24 protein-coding genes are annotated in these 26,293 nt (G+C 64.0%); 14 read left to right on the forward strand and 10 right to left on the reverse strand.

All coding sequences use genetic code 11. The annotated features are described in order from the left end of the window. Positions 1–101 precede the first annotated feature (101 nt). The gene (locus PF66_RS18075) at positions 102–1,334 is read left to right on the forward strand and encodes an N-acetylmuramoyl-L-alanine amidase (protein WP_054056838.1); all 1,233 of its coding nucleotides are present in this window, start codon (positions 102–104) and stop codon (positions 1,332–1,334) included. 4 nt (positions 1,335–1,338) lie between these two features. Here PF66_RS18075 and PF66_RS18080 read toward each other — a convergent pair whose 3' ends face one another. Next, entirely contained in the window at positions 1,339–1,716 is a 378-nt protein-coding gene (locus tag PF66_RS18080; protein WP_054056839.1) for a hypothetical protein, read from the reverse strand. 123 nt (positions 1,717–1,839) lie between these two features. Here PF66_RS18080 and dksA point away from each other — a divergent pair, with 123 nt between their 5' ends. The 3 genes from dksA to PF66_RS18095 are packed head-to-tail and all read left to right on the forward strand — an operon-like array spanning position 1,840 to position 4,133. Next, positions 1,840–2,244: an RNA polymerase-binding protein DksA gene (dksA, locus tag PF66_RS18085; RefSeq protein ID WP_054056840.1), complete on the forward strand. Its 405-nt coding sequence runs from the start codon at positions 1,840–1,842 to the stop codon at positions 2,242–2,244. A 27-nt stretch (positions 2,245–2,271) separates the two neighbouring features. Beyond that, positions 2,272–3,483, forward strand: a complete 1,212-nt coding sequence (zigA, locus tag PF66_RS18090; RefSeq protein WP_054063451.1) for a zinc metallochaperone GTPase ZigA — start codon at positions 2,272–2,274, stop codon at positions 3,481–3,483. Then, complete coding sequence (locus PF66_RS18095) at positions 3,483–4,133, forward strand: DUF1826 domain-containing protein (protein ID WP_054056842.1); 651 nt, start codon at positions 3,483–3,485, stop codon at positions 4,131–4,133. The genes zigA and PF66_RS18095 overlap by 1 nt, the downstream gene beginning before the upstream one ends. A gap of 29 nt (positions 4,134–4,162) precedes the next feature. On the opposite strand, the gene PF66_RS18100 is transcribed toward PF66_RS18095, so the two are convergent. Next, a complete protein-coding gene (locus PF66_RS18100) occupies positions 4,163–4,519 on the reverse strand; it encodes a hypothetical protein (RefSeq protein WP_054056844.1) in 357 nt (118 codons plus the stop codon). 35 nt (positions 4,520–4,554) lie between these two features. On the opposite strand from PF66_RS18100, the gene PF66_RS18105 reads away from it, so the two are divergent. Further along, positions 4,555–5,529 carry a CobW family GTP-binding protein gene (locus tag PF66_RS18105; protein ID WP_054063452.1) on the forward strand — a complete coding sequence of 325 codons (975 nt, stop codon included), beginning with the start codon at positions 4,555–4,557 and terminating at the stop codon, positions 5,527–5,529. Between the two features lie 106 nt (positions 5,530–5,635). On the opposite strand, the gene PF66_RS18110 is transcribed toward PF66_RS18105, so the two are convergent. Beyond that, entirely contained in the window at positions 5,636–6,040 is a 405-nt protein-coding gene (locus PF66_RS18110) for a DUF3301 domain-containing protein (protein WP_054063453.1), read from the reverse strand. Between the two features lie 114 nt (positions 6,041–6,154). On the opposite strand from PF66_RS18110, the gene pdxY reads away from it, so the two are divergent. After that, positions 6,155–7,027 (forward strand): pyridoxal kinase PdxY, encoded by an 873-nt coding sequence (gene pdxY / locus PF66_RS18115; protein WP_054060273.1) that lies wholly within the window; start codon positions 6,155–6,157, stop codon positions 7,025–7,027. Between the two features lie 114 nt (positions 7,028–7,141). Here pdxY and PF66_RS18120 read toward each other — a convergent pair whose 3' ends face one another. Further along, positions 7,142–7,627, reverse strand: coding sequence for an acyl-CoA thioesterase (locus PF66_RS18120; RefSeq protein WP_054060272.1), 486 nt, complete (start codon positions 7,625–7,627; stop codon positions 7,142–7,144). 281 nt (positions 7,628–7,908) lie between these two features. Between PF66_RS18120 and PF66_RS18125 the strand changes: the two genes are divergently transcribed. Beyond that, complete coding sequence (locus PF66_RS18125) at positions 7,909–9,672, forward strand: cation:proton antiporter (RefSeq protein ID WP_054060275.1); 1,764 nt, start codon at positions 7,909–7,911, stop codon at positions 9,670–9,672. Positions 9,673–9,706: 34 nt separating this feature from the next. On the opposite strand, the gene PF66_RS18130 is transcribed toward PF66_RS18125, so the two are convergent. From PF66_RS18130 to uvrD, 4 genes are all read right to left on the reverse strand, one after another. Continuing rightward, positions 9,707–10,114, reverse strand: a complete 408-nt coding sequence (locus PF66_RS18130; RefSeq protein WP_017903741.1) for an SMI1/KNR4 family protein — start codon at positions 10,112–10,114, stop codon at positions 9,707–9,709. A gap of 133 nt (positions 10,115–10,247) precedes the next feature. After that, complete coding sequence (locus PF66_RS18135; protein WP_054063454.1) at positions 10,248–11,114, reverse strand: Tim44 domain-containing protein; 867 nt, start codon at positions 11,112–11,114, stop codon at positions 10,248–10,250. 335 nt (positions 11,115–11,449) lie between these two features. Further along, positions 11,450–11,890, reverse strand: coding sequence for an EamA family transporter (locus tag PF66_RS18140; protein WP_054056674.1), 441 nt, complete (start codon positions 11,888–11,890; stop codon positions 11,450–11,452). 159 nt (positions 11,891–12,049) lie between these two features. Beyond that, positions 12,050–14,233 (reverse strand): DNA helicase II, encoded by a 2,184-nt coding sequence (gene uvrD / locus PF66_RS18145; RefSeq protein ID WP_054056671.1) that lies wholly within the window; start codon positions 14,231–14,233, stop codon positions 12,050–12,052. Between the two features lie 262 nt (positions 14,234–14,495). Between uvrD and PF66_RS18150 the strand changes: the two genes are divergently transcribed. From PF66_RS18150 to PF66_RS33480, 3 genes are all read left to right on the forward strand, one after another. Then, a complete protein-coding gene (locus PF66_RS18150; protein ID WP_054056670.1) occupies positions 14,496–17,369 on the forward strand; it encodes a putative bifunctional diguanylate cyclase/phosphodiesterase in 2,874 nt (957 codons plus the stop codon). Between the two features lie 183 nt (positions 17,370–17,552). Beyond that, entirely contained in the window at positions 17,553–18,419 is an 867-nt protein-coding gene (gene hexR / locus PF66_RS18155) for a transcriptional regulator HexR (RefSeq protein ID WP_017902205.1), read from the forward strand. Positions 18,420–18,505: 86 nt separating this feature from the next. Beyond that, the gene (locus PF66_RS33480) at positions 18,506–18,697 is read left to right on the forward strand and encodes a PA3496 family putative envelope integrity protein (protein WP_081005865.1); all 192 of its coding nucleotides are present in this window, start codon (positions 18,506–18,508) and stop codon (positions 18,695–18,697) included. On the opposite strand, the gene PF66_RS18165 is transcribed toward PF66_RS33480, so the two are convergent. After that, positions 18,639–19,601: a LysR family transcriptional regulator gene (locus PF66_RS18165; protein ID WP_054063455.1), complete on the reverse strand. Its 963-nt coding sequence runs from the start codon at positions 19,599–19,601 to the stop codon at positions 18,639–18,641. The genes PF66_RS33480 and PF66_RS18165 overlap by 59 nt on opposite strands. A gap of 288 nt (positions 19,602–19,889) precedes the next feature. Here PF66_RS18165 and PF66_RS18170 point away from each other — a divergent pair, with 288 nt between their 5' ends. The 4 genes from PF66_RS18170 (at position 19,890) to PF66_RS18185 (ending at position 24,988) form a co-directional block, all read left to right on the forward strand. Further along, entirely contained in the window at positions 19,890–21,305 is a 1,416-nt protein-coding gene (locus PF66_RS18170) for an acetyl-CoA carboxylase biotin carboxylase subunit (RefSeq protein ID WP_054056668.1), read from the forward strand. A gap of 11 nt (positions 21,306–21,316) precedes the next feature. Then, a complete protein-coding gene (gene oadA / locus PF66_RS18175; RefSeq protein WP_054056667.1) occupies positions 21,317–23,125 on the forward strand; it encodes a sodium-extruding oxaloacetate decarboxylase subunit alpha in 1,809 nt (602 codons plus the stop codon). Positions 23,126–23,387: 262 nt separating this feature from the next. Continuing rightward, entirely contained in the window at positions 23,388–24,713 is a 1,326-nt protein-coding gene (locus tag PF66_RS18180; RefSeq protein ID WP_054056666.1) for a type II toxin-antitoxin system HipA family toxin, read from the forward strand. Continuing rightward, entirely contained in the window at positions 24,710–24,988 is a 279-nt protein-coding gene (locus tag PF66_RS18185) for a helix-turn-helix domain-containing protein (protein WP_017902210.1), read from the forward strand. The genes PF66_RS18180 and PF66_RS18185 overlap by 4 nt, the downstream gene beginning before the upstream one ends. Positions 24,989–25,042: 54 nt before the next feature. Here the strand turns inward: PF66_RS18185 and PF66_RS18190 are convergent, their stop codons facing one another. After that, complete coding sequence (locus PF66_RS18190; protein ID WP_054063456.1) at positions 25,043–26,275, reverse strand: autotransporter outer membrane beta-barrel domain-containing protein; 1,233 nt, start codon at positions 26,273–26,275, stop codon at positions 25,043–25,045. Between the last annotated feature and the right edge of the window lie 18 nt (positions 26,276–26,293).

The raw sequence follows: 26,293 nt of genomic DNA on the forward strand, positions 1-26,293 counted from the left end.
ATGTTATATTATAACAATTGATTCGACGATGCCTTTTTTCGCCAGGGCTCTACACAGCCATATCGAGCAGGGACGCTCCCTCAATTTGTGGTTATCGGTTCATGCATAGACGTCAATTGCTCAACTTCCTGCTGGCCAGTGCGGCCTTCATCCCGCTTGGCGTGTCGGCGGCGCAGATCCGCAACGCCCGGCTCTGGCGCTCCGGCGACAAGCTGCGACTGGTGCTCGATCTCAGTGGCCCGGTGCAGTACAAGACGTTTTCCCTGACCGCGCCCGAGCGGCTGATCATCGACCTGAGCGGGGCAAAGCTGACGGGCGACTTCAGCCAACTGGCCCTGAAGAACACGGTGATCCGCTCGATCCGCTCGGGACATTTCGGCCAGGGCGACACGCGGATCGTCCTCGACCTGGCCAACCCGGTGCAGTTGAACAGCTTCCTGCTGCCGCCCGGGGAGGGGCAGGGCCACCGGCTGGTGCTCGACCTGGCCAGCAACGCCAGCGCCGCCGCACCGCCCCAGACTCTGGCCGCGGCAGCCGTCGCGCCCCAGGCCAGGCATGAACCGACGCCGGGCAAGGCTCACCCCAGGCGCGACATCATGGTGGTGGTCGACCCCGGGCACGGCGGCAAGGACCCGGGCGCGGTGGGCTCCAAGGGGCAGCGCGAGAAGGACGTGGTGCTGTCCATCGCCCAGCTTCTGGCCAAGCGGCTCAAGCGTGAAAAGGGCTTCGATGTTCGCCTGGTACGCAACGACGATTTCTTCGTGCCGTTGCGCAAGCGCGTGGAGTTCTCCCGCAAGCACAACGCCGACATGTTCATCTCGGTGCACGCCGATGCGGCGCCGCGGATCACCGCGTCGGGGGCGTCGGTGTACTGCCTGTCCGAAGGCGGCGCGACCTCGACCACCGCGCGCTTCATGGCCCAGCGCGAGAACGGTGCCGACCTGATCGGTGCGCAGAGCCTGCTCAACCTCAAGGACAAGGACCCGATGCTGGCCGGGGTGATCCTCGACATGTCGATGAACGCGACCATCGCCGCCAGCCTGCAACTGGGGCATACCGTGCTCGGCAGCCTGGAGAACATCACCACCCTGCACCAGAAGCGCGTGGAGCAGGCCGGCTTCGCGGTGCTCAAGTCACCGGACGTGCCGTCGATCCTGGTCGAGACCGGCTTCATTTCCAACGTCCGCGACAGCCAGCGGCTGGTCACCGCGCGGCACCAGCAGGCGATTGCCGACGGGCTGTTCCAGGGCCTGAAAACCTACTTCGAGAAGAACCCGCCGCAGGACAGCTACATCGCCTGGCGCCAGCAGCAGGCAAACGAAGTGCTGGTCTAGTGGCCTAGCAGCCCACCAACCGATCACAGGTGAACTTCTTGCTCAGCCCGCCGGAACTGGAGAAGCGGTTCACCGTGGTCCACCCCACCCGCCGGCTGTAGCCGACCCAGGCCTCGCCATCCGAGGCAATGCCGGTGAAGAAGGTCAGTTGTCCGTAGCGGCTGCTGGTCTGCGCCCAGTAGCGCTTGCCGGTCACTTCGAACCCCTGCAGGTAGATCGTCTTGCCCACCGTGGCGACGCCATAGGCGTTGCCGGCGGCGTCCTTGCACGCCAGCAGGGTGGCGCTGCGGGTGCAGTTGGCCAGTGGGCCGGGCACCTGGGCCCCGGCGCCGGTGGCGCAGAGCAGCAGGCTCAGCAACGGGTATTTCAGGGCGGCGCGCATCGGCATTCTCAAGAGAGGGTTGGCTCCAGCATCAACCCCTTCGTCGCCAGCGGCAAGTGGGGATTGGCTAAAATGTATTGTTATAATATAACATCAAGCAAATTCCCCGACGGCGACCTCTCCATGACCGAAGACGAACTGCTCGCCCAGCCCGAGGCGGACTACATGAACGATGCACAGCAGGCGTTCTTCCGTGAGTTGCTGCTCCAGCAACGGCGTGAACTGCAGGAGCGCATCAGCGGCGAGTTCGTCGTGCTGCGCGAGCACGAGCCCAGCAGCGATCCGGCGGACATCGGCAGTGCCGAGGAACAGCGCCAATGGCAACTGCGCCTGCTGGAGCGGGAGAAGAAGCTGCTCGACAAGATCGACCAGGCCCTCGAGGCCCTGGCCCGTGGCGAATACGGCTGGTGTCGCGAGACCGGTGAACCGATCGGTCTCAAGCGCCTGCTGCTGCGGCCCACTGCCACCCTGTGCATCGAAGCCAAGGAACGTGAAGAGCTGCGCGAGCGCCACAAACGGGCGCTCTGAGCCGGCCAACCTGATGAGGAACCAACCATGACCCAACGTCTTCCCGTGACCGTGCTGTCGGGCTTTCTCGGCGCCGGCAAGAGCACCCTGCTCAACCATGTACTGCGCAACCGCGAAAACCTGCGGGTAGCGGTGATCGTCAACGACATGAGCGAAATCAATATCGACGGCAGCGAGGTTCAGCGTGACGTCAGCCTCAATCGCGCCGAGGAAAAACTGGTGGAGATGAGCAACGGTTGCATCTGCTGCACCTTGCGCGAGGACCTGCTGGAGGAGGTCGGCCGGCTCGCTCGCGACGGGCGCTTCGACTACCTGCTGATCGAGTCCACCGGTATCTCCGAACCGTTGCCGGTGGCCGAAACCTTCACCTTCCGCGACGAGACCGGACAGAGCCTGGCCGACATCGCCCGCCTCGACACCATGGTCACGGTGGTCGACGGCATGAACTTCCTGCTCGACTACCAGGCGGCGGAAAGCCTGGCCTCCCGCGGCGAAACCCTCGGCGAGGACGACGAGCGCTCGATCACCGACCTGCTGATCGAGCAGGTCGAGTTCGCCGACGTGATTCTGATCAGCAAGATCGATCTGATCTCCAGCCAGGAGCGCGAAGAACTGATGGCGATCCTCGCGCGCCTGAATGCCCAGGCCGAGATCATCCCGATGGTGATGGGCGAAGTGCCCCTGGCGAAGATCCTCAACACCGGCCGCTTCGACTTCGAGCGTGCCTCCCAGGCTCCGGGCTGGCTGCAGGAACTGCGCGGCGAGCATGTGCCGGAAACCGAGGAATACGGCATCGCCTCGACCGCCTACCGGGCGCGGCGGCCGTTCCACCCCGAGCGCTTCTTCGACTTCATCAACCGGCCCTGGGTGAACGGCAGGCTGCTGCGTTCCAAGGGTTTCTTCTGGCTGGCGAGCAAGTACCAGGAAGCCGGCAGCTGGTCCCAGGCCGGTGGCCTGATGCGCCATGGTTTCGCCGGGCGCTGGTGGCGCTTCGTACCGAAACAGCACTGGCCGCAGGACGAGGAAAGCCTCGCGGCGATCATGCAGAACTGGATGGCGGCCACCGGCGATTGCCGCCAGGAACTGGTGTTCATCGGCCAGGGTATCGATTTTGCGCAACTGACGGCCGACCTGGACGGCTGCCTGCTCAGCGACGACGAAATGGCCCTGGGGGTCGAGGGTTGGCGGCTGCTGCACGACCCGTTCGGACCGTGGCACGACGAAGAGGCGGCTGCCTGATGCTGGCGCCGCGCTTGCAGGCGCAACCGTCGATCCGCCAGGTCGAGGGCGAGGCCCCGACCGTGCTTGGCGAGATTCTTCAGGATGGGGTCAACCTGGCACTCTGGCAGCGCCGCCTACCCAGCCATATCGCCGATTTTGCGCACTTGCTGCTGTCGTTGGGCGAGCCGCTGGCGCAGGCGCTGAGCCTGGAGATGCCGGACGACGAGTCCAGGCCGAACCTGCACGGGCTGGCCTCGGGGTTCAGTGACCTGGAGGGTTACGAGGGCTTCATCAGCGACGTGTCCTGGCTGGTCGGCGCCTATGCCTGCCTGCTCGGCGCGCGGCGGATCGGCCTGCGCCTGCGGGTGCTGGACAAGGCGATGTGCCCGCGGTTTCACGTCGACCATGTGCCGGTGAGGTTGATCACCACCTACGCGGGTTTGGGCAGCCAGTGGCTGGCGGAAGGGGCGATGGATCGGCGGCAGTTGGGCAGTCCGGTGGCGGAGCCGATGGAGGCCGGGTCGATTCGGCAGATGGACAGCGGCGCGGTGGCCTTGTTGAAGGGCGAACGCTGGCATGGCAATGAAGGGTTCGGGTTGGTGCATCGTTCGCCGCAGGTGGCGGCGGGGGAGCGCCGGTTGATCCTGACGCTGGACTGGCTGGCTTGAGTTCAGGCGCCGCACAGCTTCAGGTGTGCTCAGGGCACCTGCCACTGCCCGGCACTCTGGCCTTCGCAGAACGGCTTGAGATACGCGGCATCCGTTGCCACACCGTAATAGTGAATATTCTGCCGGTAGGGCATATTGGCAACCTGGGCGTTGCGGCAGACACCGAATGAGCCGCCCGGGCACTGCTCGACGTATTCGACCTCGACCTTTTGGCCCGCCAGGCTCGGCTGGCAGAAACCGTCGTTGAACAGCTTGGCCGGGATATTCACGTTCTCCTGGCAGACCTTCACGTCGAGCCGTTCGCCCTGGCTGTGGACCACACAGGCTTGCGCCAGGACCTGACTCGACCCCAGCGCCGCCAGCAGCGTCAGGCCAATCGACCGCATCATTCACCCACCCCTTCAGGCATATCGGCCCGCTTATGTTGCAGAACATTCCCACGCATGTCATCGCCGGTCCCCTCGGTGCCGGCAAGACCAGCCTGATTCATCAGTTGCTGGCGCAAAAACCGCCAGGCGAGCGCTGGGCCGTGCTGATCAACGAGTTCGGCCAGATCGGCCTGGATGCCGCGCTGCTGACCCGGGCCGACGATGGTATCGCACTGGGCGAGGTGGCTGGCGGCTGCGTGTGCTGCGTCAACGGCGCACCGTTCCAGATCGGCCTCGGCCGGCTGCTGCGCAAGGCGCGCCCCGACCGCCTGTTCATCGAGCCTTCCGGTCTCGGTCATCCGGCGCATATTCTGCGGCAACTGGGCGCGGCGCCGTGGCGCGGGGTACTGGCCTTGCAGCCGTGCGTGATGGTGCTGGACGCACCGGCCCTGGCGGCGGGCCAACCGTTGCCGGCGTCGCAGCAGGAGGTCTTGGCGTGGGCCGGGCTGCTGCTGTTGAACAAGTCGCAAGGGCTGGATGAGGCCGCGCGCGGGCAAGTGCTGGCGCGTTTGCCGGAGCGTCCGCTGCGCTGGACCGAGCAGGGTGTATTGGCGCTGGACGAGTTGCTGGCCCTGGAGTCGCCAGGCCTGGATGAATCGGCCACGCCGGGCGTGCTGCCCACGGCACCGGCGAGCGTGACGCTGCCGGCGATCTGGACCGACCCGAGCCAACCGATCTGCCAGGAGCATGCCGGGGAGGGCAACTGGAGCATCGGCTGGCGCTGGCACCCGAGCCAGCAACTGGACCCGGAACGCATTCGTGAGTGGTTGGCCACTCTGGACTGGCGGCGGGCCAAGCTGGTTATCCACAGCCCGGCTGGCTGGGTGTCGGGCAATGCTGTGGATAACTCGTCGCTGGCCTGGCAGCCCAGCGCTTGGCGCAAGGACTCGCGGCTTGAGCTGATCTTCAGTCAGCCCCAGGACATCGAGCCGCTGAAAGCCGGCATGCAGGCCTGCCGGCTGGGCTAGCCTGTTCGACTTCGGCCCGTGGCTTCGCCGGGCTGCGCTGCCATTCCTGGCAGGCCCCTGAACTGGAATGCAGGCATGCGCATCGGCCGTACAGGCCCTCAGCCGCTCAGTGACGCGACTGGCTGTGGTCCTTGGGATGATCCTGGCGCCATTGGCTCAGTTCGATGATCTCGGCCGTCGGCTGCTCGGCCCTGGCTTCGAACGGGTAGGGCGGCAGATCGATCTGCGCGCTGTGGGCGCCGAACTGGGTGATGGTGCCGACGTGGCGCTGCTCGCCGGTGACGGTGAACTCGAAGTGGTAGATCCGCGCCAGGCGCCGTCGGCCGTTGGCATCACGGACGATACCGATACGCTTGAGGGCCACGGCACCGTCGAGCAGTTCCAGGTCAAGCCTGGCGCAATGCTGCTTGACCCGCTCCAGCGCCCGTTCGCGCAGGCCATGGTTGTGCCAGAGCCAGGCAGCGCCGGTGGCCAGCAACATCAGCACGAACATATTTCCCAGGGTCAGCATGAATGCCACTCCATCAAGTTGAGAGCAGCTTAACTGGCTCGCCGGTCTGTCGTACAGGCTCTGTTTAGTCGCATACTGCGTGGCTCGAATCTTTTTGTCTTGCTGGAATTCGGAATGAAACGCACTCCTCATCTGCTTGCCATTCAGTCCCACGTGGTTTTCGGTCATGCCGGCAATGGTGCGGCGGTTTTCCCCATGCAGCGGGTCGGGGTGAATGTCTGGCCGTTGAACACCGTACAGTTCTCCAACCACACCCAGTACGGCCAGTGGGCCGGCGAAGTGTTGGCGCCGCAGCGGATCCCGGAACTGGTGGAAGGTATTGCCGCCATCGGCGAGCTGGGCAACTGCGACGCGGTGCTGTCCGGCTACCTGGGCAGCGCGGCGCAGGGGCGGGCGATCCTCAGCGGCGTGGCGCGGATCAAGGCGGCCAACCCCAAGGCGCTGTACCTGTGCGATCCGGTGATGGGCCATCCGGAGAAGGGCTGCAGCGTGCCGGTGGAGGTCAGCGACTTCCTGCTGCAGGAGGCGGTGGCGCAGGCCGATATCCTCTGCCCCAACCAGTTGGAGCTGGACAGCTTCTGCGGCCGCTCGCCCCAGTCGCTGTTCGATTGCCTGGCAATGGCCCGCAGCCTGCTGACGCGGGGGCCGCAGGTGGTGCTGGTCAAGCACCTGGCCTATCCGGGCAAGCCCGAGGACAGCTTCGAGATGCTGCTGGTGACCGCCGAAGGCAGCTGGCACCTGCGCCGTCCGCTGCTGGCGTTCCCGCGCCAGCCGGTGGGCGTCGGCGACCTGACTTCAGGGCTGTTCCTGGCCCGGGTGCTGCTGGGCGACAGCCTGCTGGCGGCCTTCGAGTTCACCGCGTCGGCGGTGCACGAAGTGCTGCTGGAAACCCAGGCCTGCGCCAGCTACGAGCTGGAACTGGTGCGGGCCCAGGATCGCATCGCCCATCCGCGGGTGCGCTTCGAGGCGTTGCCGATCAGCCTGTGATCTCCGGGCCCACTCCATGTACCCGTGTGGGAGCGGGCTTGCCCGCGAATAGGCCCTCAAGTCTCGCGCCGCTTGAACGGACGCCTTCGCGGGCAAGCCCGCTCCTACAAGAGCTTAAGGCGCGTCGGCCTTGATCTCCTGGTAACGCTTTTCCAGCTCCTGGCGGATCTGCCGGCGCTGTTGGGCCTGGGCGTAGCGGCGCTTGCCCTCGCTGGTCTCCGGCTGCAGTGGTGGCACCGGTGCCGGCTTGCGCTGGTCGTCGACCGCGACCATGGTGAAGAAGCAACTGTTGGTGTGGCGCACCGAGCGCTCGCGGATGTTCTCTGTCACCACCTTGATGCCGACCTCCATCGAGGTGTTGCCGGTGTAGTTCACCGAAGCCAGGAAGGTCACCAGTTCGCCGACATGCACCGGCTCGCGGAAAATCACCTGGTCCACCGACAGGGTCACCACGTAGCGGCCGGCATAACGGGCGGCGCAGGCATAGGCCACTTCATCCAGGTATTTGAGCAGGGTGCCGCCGTGGACATTGCCAGAAAAGTTGGCCATATCCGGGGTCATCAAAACGGTCATCGACAGCTGGGCGTTTCCAGGTTCCATAGCACGCTCATGGGTAGGTAGGGACAGGTTCAGGCACCTCTGCGGGCGCTTTGGGCATTTTTCAGACACCTCGATTACGGGACGCCAGCCATGGTTGCATCGTCACGCGCCAAGCGATCTGTTTCTACATATTGCACCGGCTTTCTGTCGGAAGTCGCGGTGTTAACCTTCGAAAAGCCATGCCATAGAAAATTCTTACACCCGGAACGTTGACCGCCGACGACTCGATGGGCGCGGTGGGCGGTCTGGCCAACATCCGCCGACACAAGGAGCGTCACGCCATGCATGCCATCAGCTTTATTCAGGACCTGGCCGTGATCATGCTGGTGGCGGGCGTGGTGACCATCCTGTTCCACCGCTTCAAGCAGCCGGTGGTGCTCGGCTATATCGTCGCCGGTTTCATCATCGGCCCGCACACCCCGCCGTTCGGCCTGATCCATGACGAGGACACCATCAAGACCCTGGCCGAGCTCGGGGTGATTTTCCTGATGTTCTGCCTGGGGCTGGAGTTCAGCCTGGGCAAGCTGTTCAAGGTCGGCGCGACGGCGTTCATCGCCGCGTTCCTGGAAATCGTGCTGATGATCTGGATCGGCTACGAGATCGGCCGCTGGTTCGACTGGAACACCATGGACTCGCTGTTTCTCGGCGCGATCCTGGCGATTTCCTCGACCACCATCATCGTCAAGGCGCTCAATGATCTGAAGATGAAGAACCAGCGCTTTGCGCAACTGATCTTCGGCGTGCTGATCGTCGAGGACATTCTCGGCATCGGCATCATCGCCCTGTTGTCGAGCATTGCCGTCAGTGGCACGGTGAGTTCCGGCGAAGTGTTCTCCACCGTCGGCAAGCTGTCGCTGTTCATGATCGTCGCGCTGGTCATCGGTATCCTGCTGGTGCCACGTCTGCTGGCCTATGTCGCCCGTTTCGAAAGCAACGAGATGCTGCTGATCACCGTGCTGGGCCTGTGTTTCGGTTTCTGCCTGCTGGTGGTGAAGCTCGAGTACAGCATGGTGCTGGGGGCGTTCCTGATCGGTGCGATCATGGCCGAGTCGCGCCAGTTGCTGAAGATCGAGCGCCTGATCGAGCCGGTTCGCGACCTGTTCAGCGCGATCTTCTTCGTCGCCATCGGCCTGATGCTCGATCCGGCGGTACTGCTCGAATACGCCTGGCCGATCGCGGTGATCACCGTCGCGGTGGTGCTGGGCAAGATGGTCTCCTGCGGACTGGGCGCGTTCATCGCCGGCAACGATGGCCGCACCTCGCTGCGGGTGGGCATGGGGCTGTCACAGATCGGCGAGTTTTCCTTCATCATCGCCGCACTGGGGATGACCCTGCAGGTCACCAGTCACTTCCTCTATCCGGTGGCCGTGGCGGTCTCGGTGATTACCACCCTGCTCACACCGTACCTGATCCGCGCGGCCGACCCGCTGTCGCTGAAGCTCGCCGCCGTGGTGCCGCGCCGCATGGGCCGGGTGTTCGGCCTGTATGGCGAATGGCTGCGCAGCATCCAGCCCCAGGGCGAAGGCGCGCTGCTGGCCTCGCTGATCCGCAAGATCCTGCTGCAGGTGGGGGTGAACCTGGCGCTGGTGGTGGCGATCTTCTTTGCCGGCGGCTTTTTCGCCCAGCCGATCGCCACCTATCTGCAAGGCTGGGTCAGTGAACCGAGCTGGCACAAGGCATTGATCTGGGGTGGCGCGCTGCTGCTGTCGCTGCCCTTTCTGATTGCCGCCTACCGCAAGCTCAAGGCGCTGTCGATGCTGCTGGCGGAGATGGGGGTGAAGCCGGACGTGGCCGGGCGGCATACCCAGCGCGTGCGCCGGGTGATCGCCGAGGTGATTCCGCTGCTGTCGCTGCTGGTGATCTTCCTGCTGTTGTCGGCGCTGTCGGCGAGCATTCTGCCCACCAGCGAACTGCTGATGCTGATCGCGGTGGTCGCTGCGGCGGTGGCGGCGCTGCTCTGGCGCTGGTTCGTCCGCGTGCATACGCGGATGCAGGTGGCCCTGCTGGAGACGCTGGAGAACAACAGGGACTCGGCGGGGCACTGAGGCCTCAGGGTGCCCCGCCGATTCCGGCGGGGTGTCAGCTTTCCAGCCAGACGTCCCGCGCCCAGTGCCAGACCGACTCCCAGGACTCTTCGGTGATCAGTTCCTCTTCGCCGGACCACAGCACCACAGTGCCGTCCTCCTCGACGCAGTAGTAGTCGTCACCGTCCTGGCAGATCGGGATCAGGTCCCGCGGCACGCCGCTGTCCCAGGCGTTGGCCGCCACTTCCGGCAGGTAGGTGTGGGATTGCGGGTCGGTGACGGTCACCGGCTCCAGGCTGCCGTAGACCACGTCGCTGACGGTCAGCAGGAATTCCTTGAAGACGAAGGGGATGTTGATGAACAGCTCCTCTTCGATCTCGACCAACTGATCCTCGTCGGGCAACTCCAGTGGCACCGGTACGGGTTCGTTGGCTTCACGCAATTGTTCGATAACTTCTTCCACGGCCTCGATCCTCTTGCTGCATGGCGCGGTTGGGTATGACGCGTTTTATACAGTAGCTCGTTACAAGTGCAATCGTGAAATGCAAAACCCCGGACAAGTCCGGGGTTCTGATGTATCAGACAACGCGCCTGGATCAAACGTTCTGGCGGATACCGGCGACCAGCCAAGGCTGGTTGTCGCCTGGCAGGCGCTCCATGTTCCAGCTTTCGCTGAACACTTCGCCCTGGTCGAAACGCGAGGTTTTCGACACGCCGCTGAAGGTCAGGGTGGCGATGGTCTTGTCGGCACGGTCATCCACGCCGTCCAGTTGCACCTGCAGGTTGTCGATGTAGGTGGACTGGAAGCCGTCGCCCAGGCTGGCGCGTTCCTGCCTGAGGAACTGCAGCATTTGCGGGGTCACGAACTCGGCGATCTTGTCCATTTCGTTGGCGTCCCAGTGCTGCTGCAGCGCCTGGAAGTGGCTGCGGGCGGCTTCCAGGAAGCGCTCCTCGTTGAACCAGGCCGGGGCGTTGATCACGCGGCGCGGCGCGGCGGAACCACCGAAGATCGGGTTCTGGGCAGGAGCCGGTTGCTCGAACACTTCACGCTGGTACGGCGCGCCGGCTGGAGCCATTTGCTCCTGCTGCTTGCGGCGACGGGAGGCAATGAAGCGGAAGATCACGAAGGCGATGACCGCCATGATCAGGATGTCGAAGAACTGCATGCCCTGGAAACCGCCGCCCATGAACATGGACGCCAGCAGGCCGCCAGCGGCGATACCGGCCAATGGGCCCAACCAGCGCGAGGCGCCGCCTGCCTTGGCTGCCGCACCTGCGGCACCCGCTGCGCCAGCCGTGGCGGCTGCACCGCCGGCAGCGCCAGTGGCAGGGGCCATCTGGCTGGTTTGGTGGGTCGGTGCCGACCCCGCGCTTTTACCGCCGCCAAAGCGCTTGGCGTTGGCGTCGAGGCTCATCGTCAGGCCGATGCAGAGCGCCAGGGCGATGCTAAGAAAACGTTGCATAAAGGGTATTCCCGTTTGTGGAGTGCACGCGTGTCATACTGCACAGGTGAATTGTTACTGGCTAGCGAGAGAGTGTTTCCGGCTTTTGCCTGAATCCTCTCACCTCAATGCTGAATATTTCATGAAAGCCAGTAGGTCCAATGTTCATTGGGTTGTTGGCTTGTCTTTAGATCTTGTATGAAATTTCCAATTCGCCACCCCTCCTGTAGGAGCCGGGCTTGCCCGCGAAGCTTTTAGCGATCTCAAGGGCCCCTTCGCGGGCAAGCCCGGCTCCTACAGGGGCGCGGCGGTGCCCAAGGCGTTTCAACACCACAAGGCTGTGTGCCCCGGAAGCGTCAGCGCCGCAGCGCCAGCAGGACTACGCCGCCGGTAATCATGCCGATACCGGCCCATTGCCGCAGGTCGAGCCTTTCGCCCAGCAGCAGGACGCCGATGATCGCCACCAGCACCACGCTGAGCTTGTCCACCGGCGCCACCAGCGACGCCGGGCCGGCTTTCAGCGCACGGAAGTAGCAGAGCCAGGAAGCACCGGTGGCCAGGCCCGACAGCAGCAGGAACAGGTAGCTCTTGCCGGAGATCGACCTCAGGGACTGATATTGGCCCGTGGCGTACAAAATCAAGGCCAGGCTGATCAGCACCACCACCGTGCGCAGCAGGGTGGCGAAGTCCGAGTTGACGTTATCGATGCCGATCTTCGCGAAGATCGCGGTCAATGCGGCGAAGGTCGCCGACAGCAGCGCCCAGAATGTCCACGAGGAAAAGAAGCCAGGGCCCATGGTGTCGCACTCCCGCAGAGTGAATTCGATTCGATCGTTCCCACGCATCGCGTGGGCCTGCATCCGGTACCGCCCTGCGTGACAGGGAATGGACGCCGAGCGTCCCGGGCGGCGCTCCCACGCGGAACGTGGGAGCGATCCTGGTTTCTGCCTTGCCGCTTAAATGGCTTCGAGCTTGGCGTAGCCGAGCATCAGCCACTTGCTGCCTTCGCTGAAGTTGACCTGGACCCGTGCCTGGGCGCCGGAGCCCTCGAAGTTGAGGATCACGCCGTCACCAAAGATGCTGTGGCGTACCGCCTGGCCGAGGCTGAAGCCGGTCTGCGGAATCTCGCTGCCGCTGAACAGGCTGCTGGCCTGCTGCTGGCTGCCACCGAACGGCCGGCTGACGCTGTTGGACAGGCGCACTTCCTGCACCAGGCCCTTCGGTACTTCACGTACGAAGCGCGACACCTTGTTGTAGGTCTCGCTGCCATACAGCCGACGGGTTTCCGCGTAGGTCATGACCAGGTTCTGCATCGCCCGGGTGATGCCGACATACGCCAGCCGACGCTCTTCCTCCAGGCGGCCGGGCTCCTCCAGGCTCATCTTGTGGGGGAACAGGCCTTCTTCCATGCCCACCAGGAACACGTAGGGGAATTCCAGGCCCTTGGCGCTGTGCAGGGTCATCAGCTGGATGCTGTCTTCGTGCTCGTCGGCCTGGGCATCGCCGGCTTCCAGCGAGGCATGGCCGAGGAACGCCGCCAGCGGCGACAGGTCTTCCTCGCCCTCGGCGGCCTCGAAGTTGCGCGCCGCACTGACCAGTTCCTCGAGGTTTTCCACCCGGGCCTGGCCTTTCTCGCCTTTTTCCGCCTCGTGATAGGCGATCAGGCCGGACTGCTCGATGACGATCTGGGTCATCAGGTGCAGCGGGCTGTCCTGGGTCCTGGCGGCCAGGTTCTCGATCAGCTCGATGAAGGCCCCGAGCGCGCTGGCGGCCCGGCCGGTCACGCCCTTGTTGGCGATCAGCTGGGCCATGGCCTCCCACATCGACACATTGCTGTGGCGGGCGTGTTCGCGGATGGCCTCGACGGTCTTCTCGCCGATGCCGCGGGCCGGGACGTTGATCACCCGCTCCAGCGCCGCATCGTTGCCCCGGCCTTCGAGCAGGCGCAGGTAGGCCATGGCGTTCTTGATCTCGGCCCGTTCGAAGAAGCGCTGGCCACCGTAGATCCGGTAGGGGATGCGCTCGCGCAGCAGGGCTTCTTCCAGCACCCGTGACTGGGCGTTGGAGCGGTAGAGAATGGCGATGTCGCTGCGCGCCAGGCCGGTCTTCAGCGCGCTTTCGATGGTTTCCACCACGTAGCGCGCCTCGTCGTGTTCGTTGAAGGCGGCGTAGAGGTTGATCGCCTCGCCGTCGCCGCCGTCGGTCCACAGCTCCTTGCCCAGGCGCCCGGTATTGTTGGCGATCAGGGCGTTGGCGGCCTTGAGGATTCCGGCGGTGGAGCGGTAGTTCTGCTCCAGGCGGATGGTCTCGGCGTCCGGGAAATCGTCGGAGTACTGGTAGATGTTCTCGATCTTCGCGCCGCGCCAGCCGTAGATCGACTGGTCGTCGTCACCGACCACCATCAGGCTGTCGCCGCCCTTGGCGAGCATGCGCAACCAGGCGTACTGCACGGCGTTGGTGTCCTGGAACTCGTCCACCAGGATGTGCCGGAAACGCTTCTGGTAGTGCTCGAGCAGGCCCGGGTGGTCGCGCCACAGGTCCAGGGCGCGCAGCAGCAGCTCGGAGAAGTCGATCACGTTGGCCCGGGCGCAGGCGGCCTCGTAGGCCTCGTAGATGCTGCGCATGGTCGCCAGGAACAGGTCGCCGCTGGCCTGGATATGCTGCGGGCGCAGGCCCTCGTCCTTCTGCCCGTTGATGAACCACTGGGCCTGGCGGGCCGGCCAGCGCTGCTCGTCCAGGCCCAGGTCGCGGATCACCCGCTTGACCAGCCGCTGCTGGTCGTCGCTGTCGAGGATCTGGAAGGTCTGGCTCAGCCCGGCTTCCTGCCAGTGCGCCCGCAACAGGCGGTGCGCCAGGCCGTGGAAGGTGCCGACCCACATGCCGGCCGGGCTGATGCCCATCAACTGCTCGATGCGGTGGCGCATCTCGGCAGCGGCCTTGTTGGTGAAGGTCACCGACAGGATCGAGTAGGGCGAGGCGTTCTCGACCTGGATCAGCCAGGCGATACGGTGCACCAGCACCCGGGTCTTACCGGAGCCGGCGCCAGCCAGGACCAACTGACGACCAACGGGGGCGGCTACGGCCTGGCGTTGGGCGTCGTTGAGGGAGTTCAGCAGGAGGGAGAGGTCATCGTTGCGCATCGGCGCATTCTAGGGTGCTGGCTACGGGTGGGCAAACCCTAATGCCGGGCGGTCGAGGCCGTGGCCGACGAAAAAACCGGCGTGATGACGACCGGCGGGTCATCGGCCGCAGGCGGCGCAATAGCTGACTTTGTCCGGTGTGGAAGGGTCTATCGCGGGAAAATCCATTACATTTTATGACTTGGAGCAGTTTGGTCCGGCCGGAGGCTTGTGTATGCTCCTGCGACATTTATGGCTCAACCATTATAAGAACAATGCCCATATGACACACAGCTCCGACACGCTGAGCCCCTCCGTGGAGGCCGGGCGGGTGATCCGCAAGCAGTTCGCCACCGAGTTGGCGGTCGAGCGCACACGCCTGCTGTACCAGGGCTCGTTGCTGCCCACCCTGTTCATGCTGATCAACGGTCTGGTCTGCGCCTGGCTGCTCTGGAGCCCGCAGCGTTACCTGCTGGTCAGCATCTGGATGGTCTGGCTGATGGCGCTGGTGGCCTTGCGCGTGATCCAGGTCGCGGCGTTCGATTCGGCCATTCCCAGCCGGCAGGCCCAGCCGATCTGGCGCCGGATGTTCCTGCTCGGCTCCGCCGTCAGTGGCCTGACCCTGGCCTGCGCCGGCATCGCCCTGGTGCCTACCGACAGTTTTCTCCAGCAGGCCTGGGTATTCGGCCTGATCGGCGCGGCCACCCTGTCTGCCAGCATCGCCTATGCCGTGAGCTTTCCGGCGTTCCTCACCTTCACCTTGTCCTGCCTGCTGCCTGCCATCGGCTACCTGTTCTGGGAGGGTGATGGCGCCCGCCAGGGCTGGGGCTGGCTCGGACTGATCCTGCTGGCCTCCCTCAGCGTGGTGGCATTGCAGGTCAATCGGCTGATCGAGCGCGGCCTGCTGCGGCGCTTCCAGAACCAGGCGCTGATCGAGAACCTGCAGCAGGCCCAGGCCCGCAGCGAGCAGCTCAACCAGGAGCTGGCCCGCGAGGTCGAGCAACGCCGCCGGGCTGAACTGGAACTGCGCGAGGCCCAGGCCGAGCTGGAAAACCGTGTCGCCCAGCGCAGCCGGGAGCTGGACCTGGCGAACCAGGCCCTGACCAAGAGCGAAACGCGCCTGGCGCTCGCCCTGCAGGCCAGCGAACTCGGCCTGTGGGACTGGAACCTGCAGACCGACGAGGTGCACCACACCCAACTCAAGGAGCTGTTCGGCCTCGACCCCGAATACGTCACGGCCATGCTCAGCCACCTCAAGCCGCGCCTGCACCCCGAGGACCTGCCGGCGCTCAAGCGCGCCCTGGTGGAGCACCTCAAGGGCCGCAGCGAGGACTATGTCATCGAATACCGCATACGCCATGGCGACGGCCACTGGGTCTGGATCGAGGACCGCGGCCGGGCGGTGGAACGTAGTGCCAGCGGTCGCGTACTACGAATGGTCGGTACCCGGCGCGATATCAGCTCGCACAAGGAGCTGGAGGCGCAGCGGCAACTGGCCGCGACGGTGTTCGAGGCCGCCAGTGAAGGCATCGTGATCTTCGACCCGAACTACGCGCTGCTGGCGGTCAACCAGGCGTTCAGCCGGGTCACCGGCTACCAGATCGAGGACATGCTGGGGCGCAACGTCGTCGAACTGCCTTGCAGCCGCGACGCCCGTCGGCATTACTCGATGATCCACCAATCCCTGGAGCAGTACGGCAGTTGGCAGGGCGAACTGGTGGAGGCGCGCAAGAACGGCGAGCTGTATCCGCAGTGGCTGCAACTGAATACCGTGCGCGACAAGCGGGGGAAAGTCAGCCATATCGTGGGCTTCTTCGCCGATCTGTCGGCGCGGCGCGAATCCGAAGAGCGCATGCGCTACCTGACTCATTACGACGAGCTGACCGGCCTGGCCAACCGCTCGCTGTTCAAGGAGCGTCTGCGCGAGGCCAATCAGCGGGCCCGCCAGGAAGGGCGCAGCCTGGCGCTGCTGCATATCAACCTGGATCGCTTCAAGCTGCTCAACGACAGCCTAGGCCATGAAGTCGCCGACCAGTTGTTGCAGAAGATGGCCCGGCGCCTGGTGAACGCGCTGCCGGAGGCGAACACCATCGCCCGCCTGTCCGGTGACGAGTTCGCGGTGCTGTTCGATGCCTACGGCACGCTGTCCAGCCTGGCCAGGATGGCGACGCGGCTGCTCGGCAAGCTGCGCCTGCCGGTGACGGTGGAAGGGCATGAGCTGGTGGTCAGCGCTTCCATGGGTATCAGCCTGTTGCCGGACAGCGCCCGGGAAATCCCGGCGCTGGTCAGCCAGTCGAACATCGCCATGCAACATGCCAAGCACCTGGGCGGCAACAACTTCCAGTTCTATACCGAAAGCCTGCAGGCCAGCACCCTGGAGCGCCTGCAACTGGAGAACCAGTTGCGCAAGGCCATCGAGGAACAGCAACTGAGCGTGTTCTACCAACCCAAGCTGTGCCTCGCCACCGGTCGCCTGAACGCCGCCGAAGCGCTGGTGCGCTGGGAGCATCCGACCATGGGCCGGGTGCCGCCCGGGGACTTCATCGGGCTGGCCGAGGAAACCGGGCTGATCGGTCCGATCGGCGAGTTCGTGTTGCGCCGGGCCTGCTGGCAGGCGTGTGAGTGGCAGCGCCAGGGCCTGCCGGCGATGCGGGTGTCGGTGAACCTGTCGGTGCACCAGTTGCGCCAGGGCAAGCTGGTCAGCCTGGTGCGTCAGGTCCTGGAGGAAAGCGGGCTGGCGCCGCACCTGCTGGAACTGGAACTGACGGAAAGCCAGTTGCTCGACAGCGTCGAGCACATCATCGCGACCTTCCAGCAACTGCGCGACCTGGGCGTGAAGCTGGCCATCGACGATTTCGGCACCGGCTATTCGTCCCTGAGTTACCTCAAGCGCTTCCCGGTGGACTACGTGAAGATCGACCAGGCCTTCATCCGCGGCCTGGACGAAGGCAGTGAAGACGCCGCGATCACCCGGGCAATCATCGCCATGGCCCACAGCCTGGGCCTGAAAGTGGTGGCCGAGGGCGTGGAAAACCCGCAGCAACTGGAGTTCCTCAAGCTGCACGGCTGCGACGAGGTGCAGGGCTACCTGATCAGCCGGCCGGTGGAGGCCGCGGAGTTGGTGCGGCTGCTGCTCGACGATCAGCGCGCCGTCTGAATCACGGCGCACTGACGCCCGATCATTGCCGCCGCCAACCGCCCAAGGCGGCCATTGCCCGGCGAAACCGGCTCCTGAAACCGTATTCGCCAACGCAATGAACAGGCAAGCCGCGATTTCATGTAGTATAACTACAAGAATGCTACATCCCAGGCGTTCGCCCATAACAATCGAGTCCAGCCCTTGAATCTGTTGCAACACATCGCCCAGTCCCGCACCCTGCTTCGCAAATCGGAGCTCAAGGTTGCCGATCATGTCCTGCTCGACCCGGCGGCGGTGATGCACAGCTCCATGGCCGACCTGGCCCACAGCGTGGGCATCAGCGAGCCGACCATCGTGCGATTCTGCCGGGCCATCGGCTGCTCGGGCTTCCAGGACCTGAAGCTCAAGCTGGCCCAGAGCCTGGCGGCGGGTGCCAGTTTCGGCCAGTTCGCGATCCATGAAGACGACTCTGTCGCCGACTACAGCCTGAAGATCTTCGACACCACCCTGCACACCCTGATGGAGGTGCGCGAGAAGCTCGACCCGGCGGCCCTGCAGCGGGCGGTGACGGCCATGTCGGCCGCCCAGCGTGTTGAGTTCTACGGCTTCGGTGCGTCCGGTGCGGTGGCGGCGGATGCCCAGCACAAGTTCTTCCGCCTGCTGCTGACCGCGGCGGCATACTCCGACCCGCACATGCAGGCGATGTCGGCGGTGACCCTCAAACCCAGCGACGTGGCGATCTGCATTTCCCAGTCGGGGCGGTCCAAGGACCTGCTGATCACCGCCAACATGGTCCGTGAAAGCGGCGCGACGCTGATCACCCTGTGCCCGAGCCAGACACCGCTGGCCGAGCTGTCGACGATCAACCTGGCGATCGACGTGCACGAGGACACCGAGATCTACACGCCGCTGACCTCGCGTATCGCCCACCTGGTGGTGATCGATGTGCTGGCGATGGGCGTGGCGATGGCCCGCGGGCCGAGCCTGGTGAACCACCTCAAGAGCGTCAAGCGCAGCCTGCGCAGCTTGCGGCTGTCGCCCAAGTCGCTGAAGAACCTCGAAGACTGATTTCATCTCCCTGTCATCCGGCTGCCGCCAAATCGTAACGCCCTGAAGCCATCTTGGAGTCTCCAACCCAACCTGGGAGACTCGAAATGGCCCGGCACCACGAAGAGCAAAGCAGCGTAAAGACCCGTCGGCAGCAGGAAGACCAGCGCCGCATGGAATTCCGTCGCGCAATCGAAGACCGCAACGAACTGCGTCAGCTGCAACAGGAAATCGCCGCCCTCAATTACTGGCAGATGGACTCGGCAGCCGACCGTCGAAGCGCTCAGCGAGCCCACTGATCTGCAGCCTTTCACTTCGGATGAACCCCAGGAACGCATGCGCGACCGGTGACAGGCGTTTATCCCTGGCCTGAACCACGCACCAGCTGCGATAGAGCGGCAGTTCTTCCACCGGCAGTTCCCGGAGCACGCCGGTCGCCAGTTCCAGGCTCAGGGCGTGGCGCGTCAACAGCGCCAGGCCCAGCCCCGCCACCACGCTTTCGCACTGCGCCTCGCCAGAGGTCACTTCGAGTGTCTGCGAGAAGTGCACGCGCTTTTCCTTGAAGTACTCCTCGCAGGCCATCCGGGTGCCCGACCCCGGTTCGCGGATCAGCAACGGATAGGGTTCCAGGTCCTGCAGGCGCAGCGGGCCCCTGTGGCACAACGGATGATCGGGTGGGGCCACGGCGACGATCGGGTTGTTCAGGAACGGCAGGAATTCCAGGCCCATGTCCTGGGGCACCATGGACATGATCAGCAGGTCGTCGCGGTTGTCCGACAGCCGCCGCAGGGCCTGGGCGCGATTGACCACCGTGAGGTGCAGGCTGACCTCGGGATACTGGCGCTTGAAGGCGGCGAACAGGTGCGGCACGAAGTACTTCGCGCTGGATTCCACCGCCAGTTTCAATTGCCCCTGCAGCGATCCCTGCATGTCGGAGAGCTGCATGTCGAGGTTTTCCAGCCGGCCGAAGATGTCCCGGCTGGCGCGCTGTAACGCTTCAGCCGCTTCGGTCATGTAGAGCTTTTTGCCGACATATTCGAACAACGGCTGGCCAATCAGCTCTTCCAGCTGACGAATTTGCAGGCTGACGGCTGGCTGCGTAAGCGACATTTCCTCGGCCGCGCGGCTGTAGGAACGCAAATCGCAGACCTCATTGAAGATCTTCAACTGGCGTAATGTCATACGCATCAAGGACTTACGCATTTTTTGCGAGCACTCTCAGGCGGCTGGTCAGGCAACTATAAATCATTGCTTATAAGCGACCCAATAATTATTGATTTTAGTTTATCGCTGACCGGGACTAGTGTGGTGATGCGACTGGCTTGAAACATTTAGTCACTCGTCGACCCGTGCTGTGGGACAGACATCGGGTCGTGGACATAGGGCTGGCCCGCGAGGCTTCTGGTGTTTTGACGGACACCATCGCGGGCGGGCCCAGGTCCTTTCTGGTTCCAGCAGGTTGTTTTGTTCCAGCGGCTTAGGAATTTCCAAGTGATAAAAAAGATCCTGATCGCCAACCGTGGTGAGATTGCCGTACGTATCGTGCGGGCCTGTGCCGAAATGGGCATTCGCTCCGTGGCGATCTTCTCCGACGCTGACCGGCACGCCCTGCACGTCAAGCGCGCGGACGAGGCCTACAGCATTGGCGCCGAGCCCCTGGCCGGCTACCTCAACCCGCGCAAGCTGGTGAACCTGGCGGTGGAAACCGGCTGCGATGCCTTGCATCCCGGCTATGGCTTTCTCTCGGAAAATGCCGAACTGGCAGAAATTTGCGCTGAACGTGGGGTGAAGTTCATTGGCCCGGCGGCGGAAGTGATCCGGCGCATGGGTGACAAGACCGAAGCCCGGCGCAGCATGATCAAGGCCGGCGTGCCGGTCACTCCAGGCACCGAAGGCAACGTCTCCGGCATCGAGGAAGCCCTGCGCGAGGGTGACCGTATCGGTTATCCGGTAATGCTCAAGGCCACCTCCGGTGGTGGTGGTCGCGGCATCCGGCGCTGCAACAGCCGCGAGGAGCTGGAACAGGCATTCCCGCGGGTGATTTCCGAAGCGACCAAGGCCTTCGGCTCGGCGGAAGTGTTCCTGGAAAAATGCATCGTCAACCCCAAGCACATCGAGGCGCAGATTCTCGGCGACAGCTTCGGCAACGTGGTGCACCTGTTCGAGCGCGACTGCTCGATCCAGCGCCGCAACCAGAAACTGATCGAAATCGCCCCGAGCCCCCAGCTGACCCCTGAACAGCGCGCCTACATCGGCGACCTGTCGGTGCGTGCGGCCAAGGCGGTGGGCTACGAGAACGCCGGCACCGTGGAGTTCCTGCTCGCCGATGGCGAGGTGTACTTCATGGAAATGAACACCCGGGTGCAGGTGGAACACACCATCACCGAGGAAATCACCGGGATCGATATTGTCCGCGAGCAGATCCGCATCGCCTCCGGCCTGCCGCTGTCGGTCAAGCAGGAAGACATCATCCATCGCGGTTTTGCCCTGCAGTTCCGGATCAACGCCGAGGACCCGAAGAACAACTTCCTGCCCAGCTTCGGCAAGATCACCCGCTACTACGCGCCCGGTGGTCCCGGCGTGCGGACCGACACGGCGATCTACACCGGCTACACCATTCCACCGTTCTACGACTCCATGTGCCTGAAACTGGTGGTCTGGGCGTTGACCTGGGAAGAGGCGATGGACCGTGGCCTGCGGGCCCTGGACGACATGCGCCTGCAAGGCGTGAAGACCACCGCCGCCTATTACCAGGAAATCCTGCGTAACCCGGAATTCCGTAGTGGCCAGTTCAATACCAGCTTCGTGGAAAGCCATCCGGAACTGACCAACTACTCGATCAAGCGCAAACCCGAAGAGCTGGCCCTGGCCATCGCCGCCGCCATCGCCGCCCACGCAGGCCTGTGAGGACTATTACAATGACCAAAAAGATTCACGTTACCGACACGATCCTGCGCGACGCCCACCAATCGCTGCTCGCCACCCGCATGCGCACCGAAGACATGCTGCCGATCTGCGACAAGCTCGACAAGGTCGGCTACTGGTCGCTGGAAGTCTGGGGCGGCGCGACCTTCGACGCCTGTGTGCGCTTCCTCAAGGAAGACCCGTGGGAGCGCCTGCGCAAGCTGCGCGCGGCCCTGCCCAACACTCGCCTGCAGATGCTCCTGCGCGGCCAGAACCTGCTCGGCTATCGCCACTACAGCGACGACGTGGTCAAGGCCTTCGTCGCCAAGGCGGCGGTCAACGGCATCGATGTATTCCGTATCTTCGACGCCATGAACGATGTGCGTAACCTGCGCGTCGCCATCGAGGCGGTGAAGGCCGCCGGCAAGCACGCCCAGGGCACCATCGCCTACACCACCAGCCCGGTGCACACCATCGAGGCCTTCGTGGCCCAGGCCAAGCAGATGGAAGCCATGGGTTGCGACTCGGTGGCGATCAAGGACATGGCCGGCCTGCTGACTCCGTTCGCCACCGGCGAGCTGGTCAAGGCACTGAAGGCCGAGCAGTCGCTGCCGGTGTTCATCCACTCCCACGACACCGCAGGCCTGGCCGCGATGTGCCAGCTCAAGGCGGTGGAAAACGGTGCCGACCATATCGACACCGCCATCTCCAGCTTCGCCTGGGGCACCAGCCATCCTGGCACCGAGTCGATGGTCGCCGCCCTCAAGGGCAGCGAGTTCGATACCGGCCTGGACCTGGAACTGCTGCAGGAAATCGGCCTGTACTTCTACGCCGTGCGCAAGAAGTACCACCAGTTCGAAAGCGAATTCACCGCGGTCGACACCCGGGTGCAGGTCAACCAGGTGCCGGGCGGGATGATTTCCAACCTGGCCAATCAGCTCAAGGAGCAGGGCGCCCTCAACCGCATGAACGAAGTGCTGGCGGAAATTCCGCGGGTGCGCGAAGACCTCGGCTTCCCGCCGCTGGTGACCCCGACTTCGCAGATCGTCGGCACCCAGGCCTTCTTCAACGTCCTGGCCGGCGAGCGCTACAAGACCATCACCAACGAAGTGAAGCTGTACCTGCAGGGCGGTTACGGCAAGGCGCCGGGCACCGTCAACGAGCAGCTGCGCCGCCAGGCCATCGGCAGCGAGGACGTGATCGACGTGCGGCCGGCCGACCTGCTCAAGCCGGAAATGGCCAAGTTGCGCAACGACATCGGCACCCTGGCCAAGTCGGAAGAAGACGTGCTGACCTTCGCCATGTTCCCGGACATCGGGCGCAAGTTCCTCGAAGAGCGCGAGGCCGGCACCCTGGTGCCTGAAGTGCTGCTGCCGATCCCCGAGGCCGGCGGTGTGCGTGCGCCGGGCGGCGAGGGCGTACCGACCGAGTTCGTCATCGACGTGCACGGCGAAACCTACCGCGTGGACATCACCGGGGTCGGCGTGAAGGCCGAAGGCAAGCGGCACTTCTACCTGTCCATCGACGGCATGCCGGAAGAAGTGGTGTTCGAACCGCTCAACGAATTCGTCGGCGGTGGCAGCAGCAAGCGCAAGCAGGCCAGTGCGCCAGGCCACGTCAGCACCACCATGCCAGGCAACATCGTCGATGTGCTGGTCAAGGAAGGCGACAGTGTGAAGGCCGGTCAGGCCGTGCTGATCACCGAAGCCATGAAGATGGAGACCGAAGTGCAGGCCGCAGTGTCGGGCAAGGTCGTCGCCATCCACGTGGCCAAGGGCGACCGGGTCAACCCGGGCGAGATCCTGATCGAGATCGAAGGCTGATCGACAGCCTTCATCTATCAATGTTTATCCTCGGGGAGGCGTATGCCTCCCTTTTTTTGTTCATTCTTTGAGCATGTTGTGTGGGGTGTTATGGTCTGCTGCTCTAGAACGATATGCATTTTATTGCGTATATTTGCGCCGTATAGCAAGGCTGATGCATTATATTGCAGTTATTGGGCGATGCTGGCAGGCGAATCTGTACTATATTGCAGTTTTGGCGGCAGTCTCTGCCTATAAAGTGCATTAAGTTGCAGGTTGAATCATGTACGCACTCACACTTCAGGCCTACACCGACGGAATCTGGCAGGACGCCATGACCCTGATTTTCGAGTCGCCGGAAAAAGGTTTCGAGGGGCGTTGCAGGTTTGCCTACAAGCAGAGCTATCTGCTGGATCATATCGAGGATATGGGCAGTCCATTCGCCTGTGCGGTCAGTGCGAACCTCCCGCTGGACTGGGACAGCATGGATGACCGGCAGGCTCCGGCCTTCCTGCAGGATATTGCTCCTGCCGGTGCTGCCAGGCGCTTCCTCATCGCCAGGGTGGGGCGGGAAAAGCCTGATGATGTCAATGCCGACCTTTTTTTGCTGGGTAAAAGCACCCCGGCTCCCGTTGGCCATCTGCGGGTCAAGGAGTCCGTGGACGTGCAGGACGGTCGTGAGCCCATGGGATTTACCCGAGCGGACGTGGTGGCGCGCGATAACCGATTTCTCGAGTACGCCTACGAGCAGGGCGCGGCGATTGGCGGAGCTACGGGAGCTGGAGGCGAAGCACCGAAGTTGCTGATGAGTGAGGACCACAATGGCCTGCTGTACCCGGACGCGGTTCTCGATGATCGCGACGTGGCACAACACTGGTTCGTGAAATTCGCTCGAAACAAGTCCACGCAGACCGATCAGGACATCCTCAGGAGCGAGTACCACTATTACAGGGCTTTGCAGGTGCTTGGGATCGAAACTGTCTCGGTGCAGGGGCTGAAGCTGGAGGAAGCCAACAGACCGAGCCTCTGGATGCAACGTTTCGACCGTCATGTCACTGAGCAGGGGACCGAGCGTTCAGCCGTGGAGTCGGTGTATTCGTTGGCCGGGGTCACGGTGCCTGGCAGTCGCCTGAAGCACCTGGAGGTGATCACTCGTCTGGTTGCACTTTGGCGCCAGGCCGGCCAGGGGGAGCAGGTGGAAGATCTGGTGGCGGATTATCTGCGCCGTGATTTGCTCAACAAGATCCTGGGCAACTCCGACAACCATGGGCGCAACACATCGATCATCCGCGATCAGCGGGGGGTTCGCCTGGCACCGATTTACGACCTGGCGCCCATGGTCATGGATGATGAAGGTGTGACACGCAGCACCAAGTGGGCAAGAGATATCGAAAGGGGCGGGGAGGTGGATTGGCGCAAGGCGTGCGACGCGCTGGCGGGGCTGGTCGAGCCCCAGGCAGCCTTTGAGCGGCTTCGGGCGGATGCCAGGCATCTGTTGGCCTTGCCCGATATTCTGACGGATAGTGGCTTGCCCGCCGTCACCATGAACCATCCGTTGATTGCCTTGAAAAGGCTTGGTCAGCGTCTGCGAGACTGGGGGTTGGCATGACGCTCAGCCTGGAAGTCCGTGCCCTGCTGATCCAGGCCATTCAGGATGATCTGGCCCAGGGCATGATCAGCATCGGTGTTGCGGTCAGGCGCTTGCGGACGGAGGTAACGGGGTTGCAGCAGACCCAGTTTGCCCGGATGTGCCGGATTTCGGTCCGTACCCTGGTGCATATCGAGCATGACGAAGGCAATCCGACCCTCAAGTCGTTGAACTCTGTATTCAGGCCCTTCGGGTTGCAGATGGGCGTGGTGCGACTGCGCAAGACATCAGGCTGAGGTGCTCATCGGTCAGGCAGCTGTTCATGAGCCTGACCGGTTGATGGAAAGTTGTCAGAAAGCCAGCGCCCACTGCCCCATGATGCCGTGGTTGCTGTTCTTCGCGCCGAGTTCGCCGCTGTAGCCCAGGCCCAGGCGATGGCGGGAGGACAGGTTCAGTTCGAGTCCGGCTTCGATCGCCAGGCTCTCGCGGTCCTGGGCGATGCCGCGGGTCGTGAAGGTCATGGCGGTGGTCCGGTTCGTCTGGCGGGTGATGCTGTCGAGTTCGCCATACAGGTGCTTCCAGCCGGCACTCAGGTGCGGGGTCAGGCTCATGCCGTGGCCGAAGCGCCAGTTGCCGGCGGCCCGCAGGCCCAGTGTGGTGCTGAAGTTGTCCAGGGCCTGGCCGCTGTTCTTCAGCACCGCCTCACCGCCTTTTTCCGTGTGTCCCTGGCGTGAGTAGCGCTGGTAGCCGAGGCCGGCAAAGGGTTCGGTACTCAGTTGGTTGTTGCCCAGGCTGTAGCCGAATTCGGCGAAGGCCTGCTGGCTGGTGGCCGTGTAGTTGCCGGAGAGTCGATCCTGATAGCCGCTGAACGCGACGTGGCGTTGAGTGCTGCCAGCGTGGCTGCTATGGATCGCGCCGAAGCGCAAGGCTGCGGGGCCGTCCTGGCGCAGGGCGTAGGCGCCGGCATGCCAGCTGTCCAGTTCGCCCCTGAAGTGGCTGCCCTTGTGCTCGGAACGGGATTTTCCGCCGAGCAGGCCCAGGCGCCATTCGTTGCCCAGCGACCAGTCGGCCCCCAGCACCAGGCCCCGGGTCGTCTGCTGGAAGTCCTTGCCGCCCTGTGCCGGTTCGAATCGGCCCACGTTACTCAGGCTCTGTAGCCACAGGCGACTCCTGCCGTTGTCGGGCTGGAGCATGGCCGACAGCGCGCTGGCGCCCACCTGTCGGGTAGCGCCGAGAGTGGCCTGGGCCAGGTTGGCATTATCGGCACCGGCCAGTTGGGTCAGGGCGGCTTCTCTTTCGGCCGGACCGAGCCGGTTCAGGGCTTCGAGCAGTGGGGATGCCGGAATCGTCGGCAGGATGTTGCCACCCTGGCCGCCTTTGGCGGGCTCATGGGCGGGTGACGGGGAGGTGGTCGGCAGGCTGCCCCCGGGTTCCGGCGGCTGTTTGAGCAGCCAGTCCCAGTCGTAGACGCTGGATGAACCGCGGTAGGCATTTGGCGGTGGCTGCTGGGCCTGTGCCTGCTGGGCCAGCAGTCCGTTGAGCACCAGGGCCAGGGAGATGGCGAGACGGGTCTTGGGGAGCATTCCATTTCATCCTCAGAA

This window comes from Pseudomonas asplenii (assembly GCF_001293465.1).
Classification (GTDB): domain Bacteria; phylum Pseudomonadota; class Gammaproteobacteria; order Pseudomonadales; family Pseudomonadaceae; genus Aquipseudomonas; species Aquipseudomonas fuscovaginae_B.

Bases quoted from the DNA above. Each gene is read 5' to 3' on its own strand.
- oadA (WP_054056667.1), top strand. From the start codon at position 21,317: ATGACCAAAAAGATTCACGTTACCGACACGATCCTGCGCGACGCCCAC.
- PF66_RS18140 (WP_054056674.1), bottom strand. From the start codon at position 11,890: ATGGGCCCTGGCTTCTTTTCCTCGTGGACATTCTGGGCGCTGCTGTCG.
- zigA (WP_054063451.1), top strand. From the start codon at position 2,272: ATGACCCAACGTCTTCCCGTGACCGTGCTGTCGGGCTTTCTCGGCGCC.
- uvrD (WP_054056671.1), bottom strand. From the start codon at position 14,233: ATGCGCAACGATGACCTCTCCCTCCTGCTGAACTCCCTCAACGACGCC.
- PF66_RS18180 (WP_054056666.1), top strand. From the start codon at position 23,388: ATGTACGCACTCACACTTCAGGCCTACACCGACGGAATCTGGCAGGAC.
- PF66_RS18135 (WP_054063454.1), bottom strand. From the start codon at position 11,114: ATGCAACGTTTTCTTAGCATCGCCCTGGCGCTCTGCATCGGCCTGACG.
- PF66_RS18080 (WP_054056839.1), bottom strand. From the start codon at position 1,716: ATGCGCGCCGCCCTGAAATACCCGTTGCTGAGCCTGCTGCTCTGCGCC.
- pdxY (WP_054060273.1), top strand. From the start codon at position 6,155: ATGAAACGCACTCCTCATCTGCTTGCCATTCAGTCCCACGTGGTTTTC.
- PF66_RS18120 (WP_054060272.1), bottom strand. From the start codon at position 7,627: ATGGAACCTGGAAACGCCCAGCTGTCGATGACCGTTTTGATGACCCCG.
- PF66_RS18125 (WP_054060275.1), top strand. From the start codon at position 7,909: ATGCATGCCATCAGCTTTATTCAGGACCTGGCCGTGATCATGCTGGTG.
- dksA (WP_054056840.1), top strand. From the start codon at position 1,840: ATGACCGAAGACGAACTGCTCGCCCAGCCCGAGGCGGACTACATGAAC.
- PF66_RS18100 (WP_054056844.1), bottom strand. From the start codon at position 4,519: ATGCGGTCGATTGGCCTGACGCTGCTGGCGGCGCTGGGGTCGAGTCAG.
- PF66_RS18110 (WP_054063453.1), bottom strand. From the start codon at position 6,040: ATGCTGACCCTGGGAAATATGTTCGTGCTGATGTTGCTGGCCACCGGC.
- PF66_RS18095 (WP_054056842.1), top strand. From the start codon at position 3,483: ATGCTGGCGCCGCGCTTGCAGGCGCAACCGTCGATCCGCCAGGTCGAG.
- PF66_RS33480 (WP_081005865.1), top strand. From the start codon at position 18,506: ATGGCCCGGCACCACGAAGAGCAAAGCAGCGTAAAGACCCGTCGGCAG.
- PF66_RS18190 (WP_054063456.1), bottom strand. From the start codon at position 26,275: ATGCTCCCCAAGACCCGTCTCGCCATCTCCCTGGCCCTGGTGCTCAAC.
- PF66_RS18075 (WP_054056838.1), top strand. From the start codon at position 102: ATGCATAGACGTCAATTGCTCAACTTCCTGCTGGCCAGTGCGGCCTTC.
- PF66_RS18150 (WP_054056670.1), top strand. From the start codon at position 14,496: ATGACACACAGCTCCGACACGCTGAGCCCCTCCGTGGAGGCCGGGCGG.
- PF66_RS18105 (WP_054063452.1), top strand. From the start codon at position 4,555: ATGTTGCAGAACATTCCCACGCATGTCATCGCCGGTCCCCTCGGTGCC.
- PF66_RS18185 (WP_017902210.1), top strand. From the start codon at position 24,710: ATGACGCTCAGCCTGGAAGTCCGTGCCCTGCTGATCCAGGCCATTCAG.
- PF66_RS18165 (WP_054063455.1), bottom strand. From the start codon at position 19,601: ATGCGTAAGTCCTTGATGCGTATGACATTACGCCAGTTGAAGATCTTC.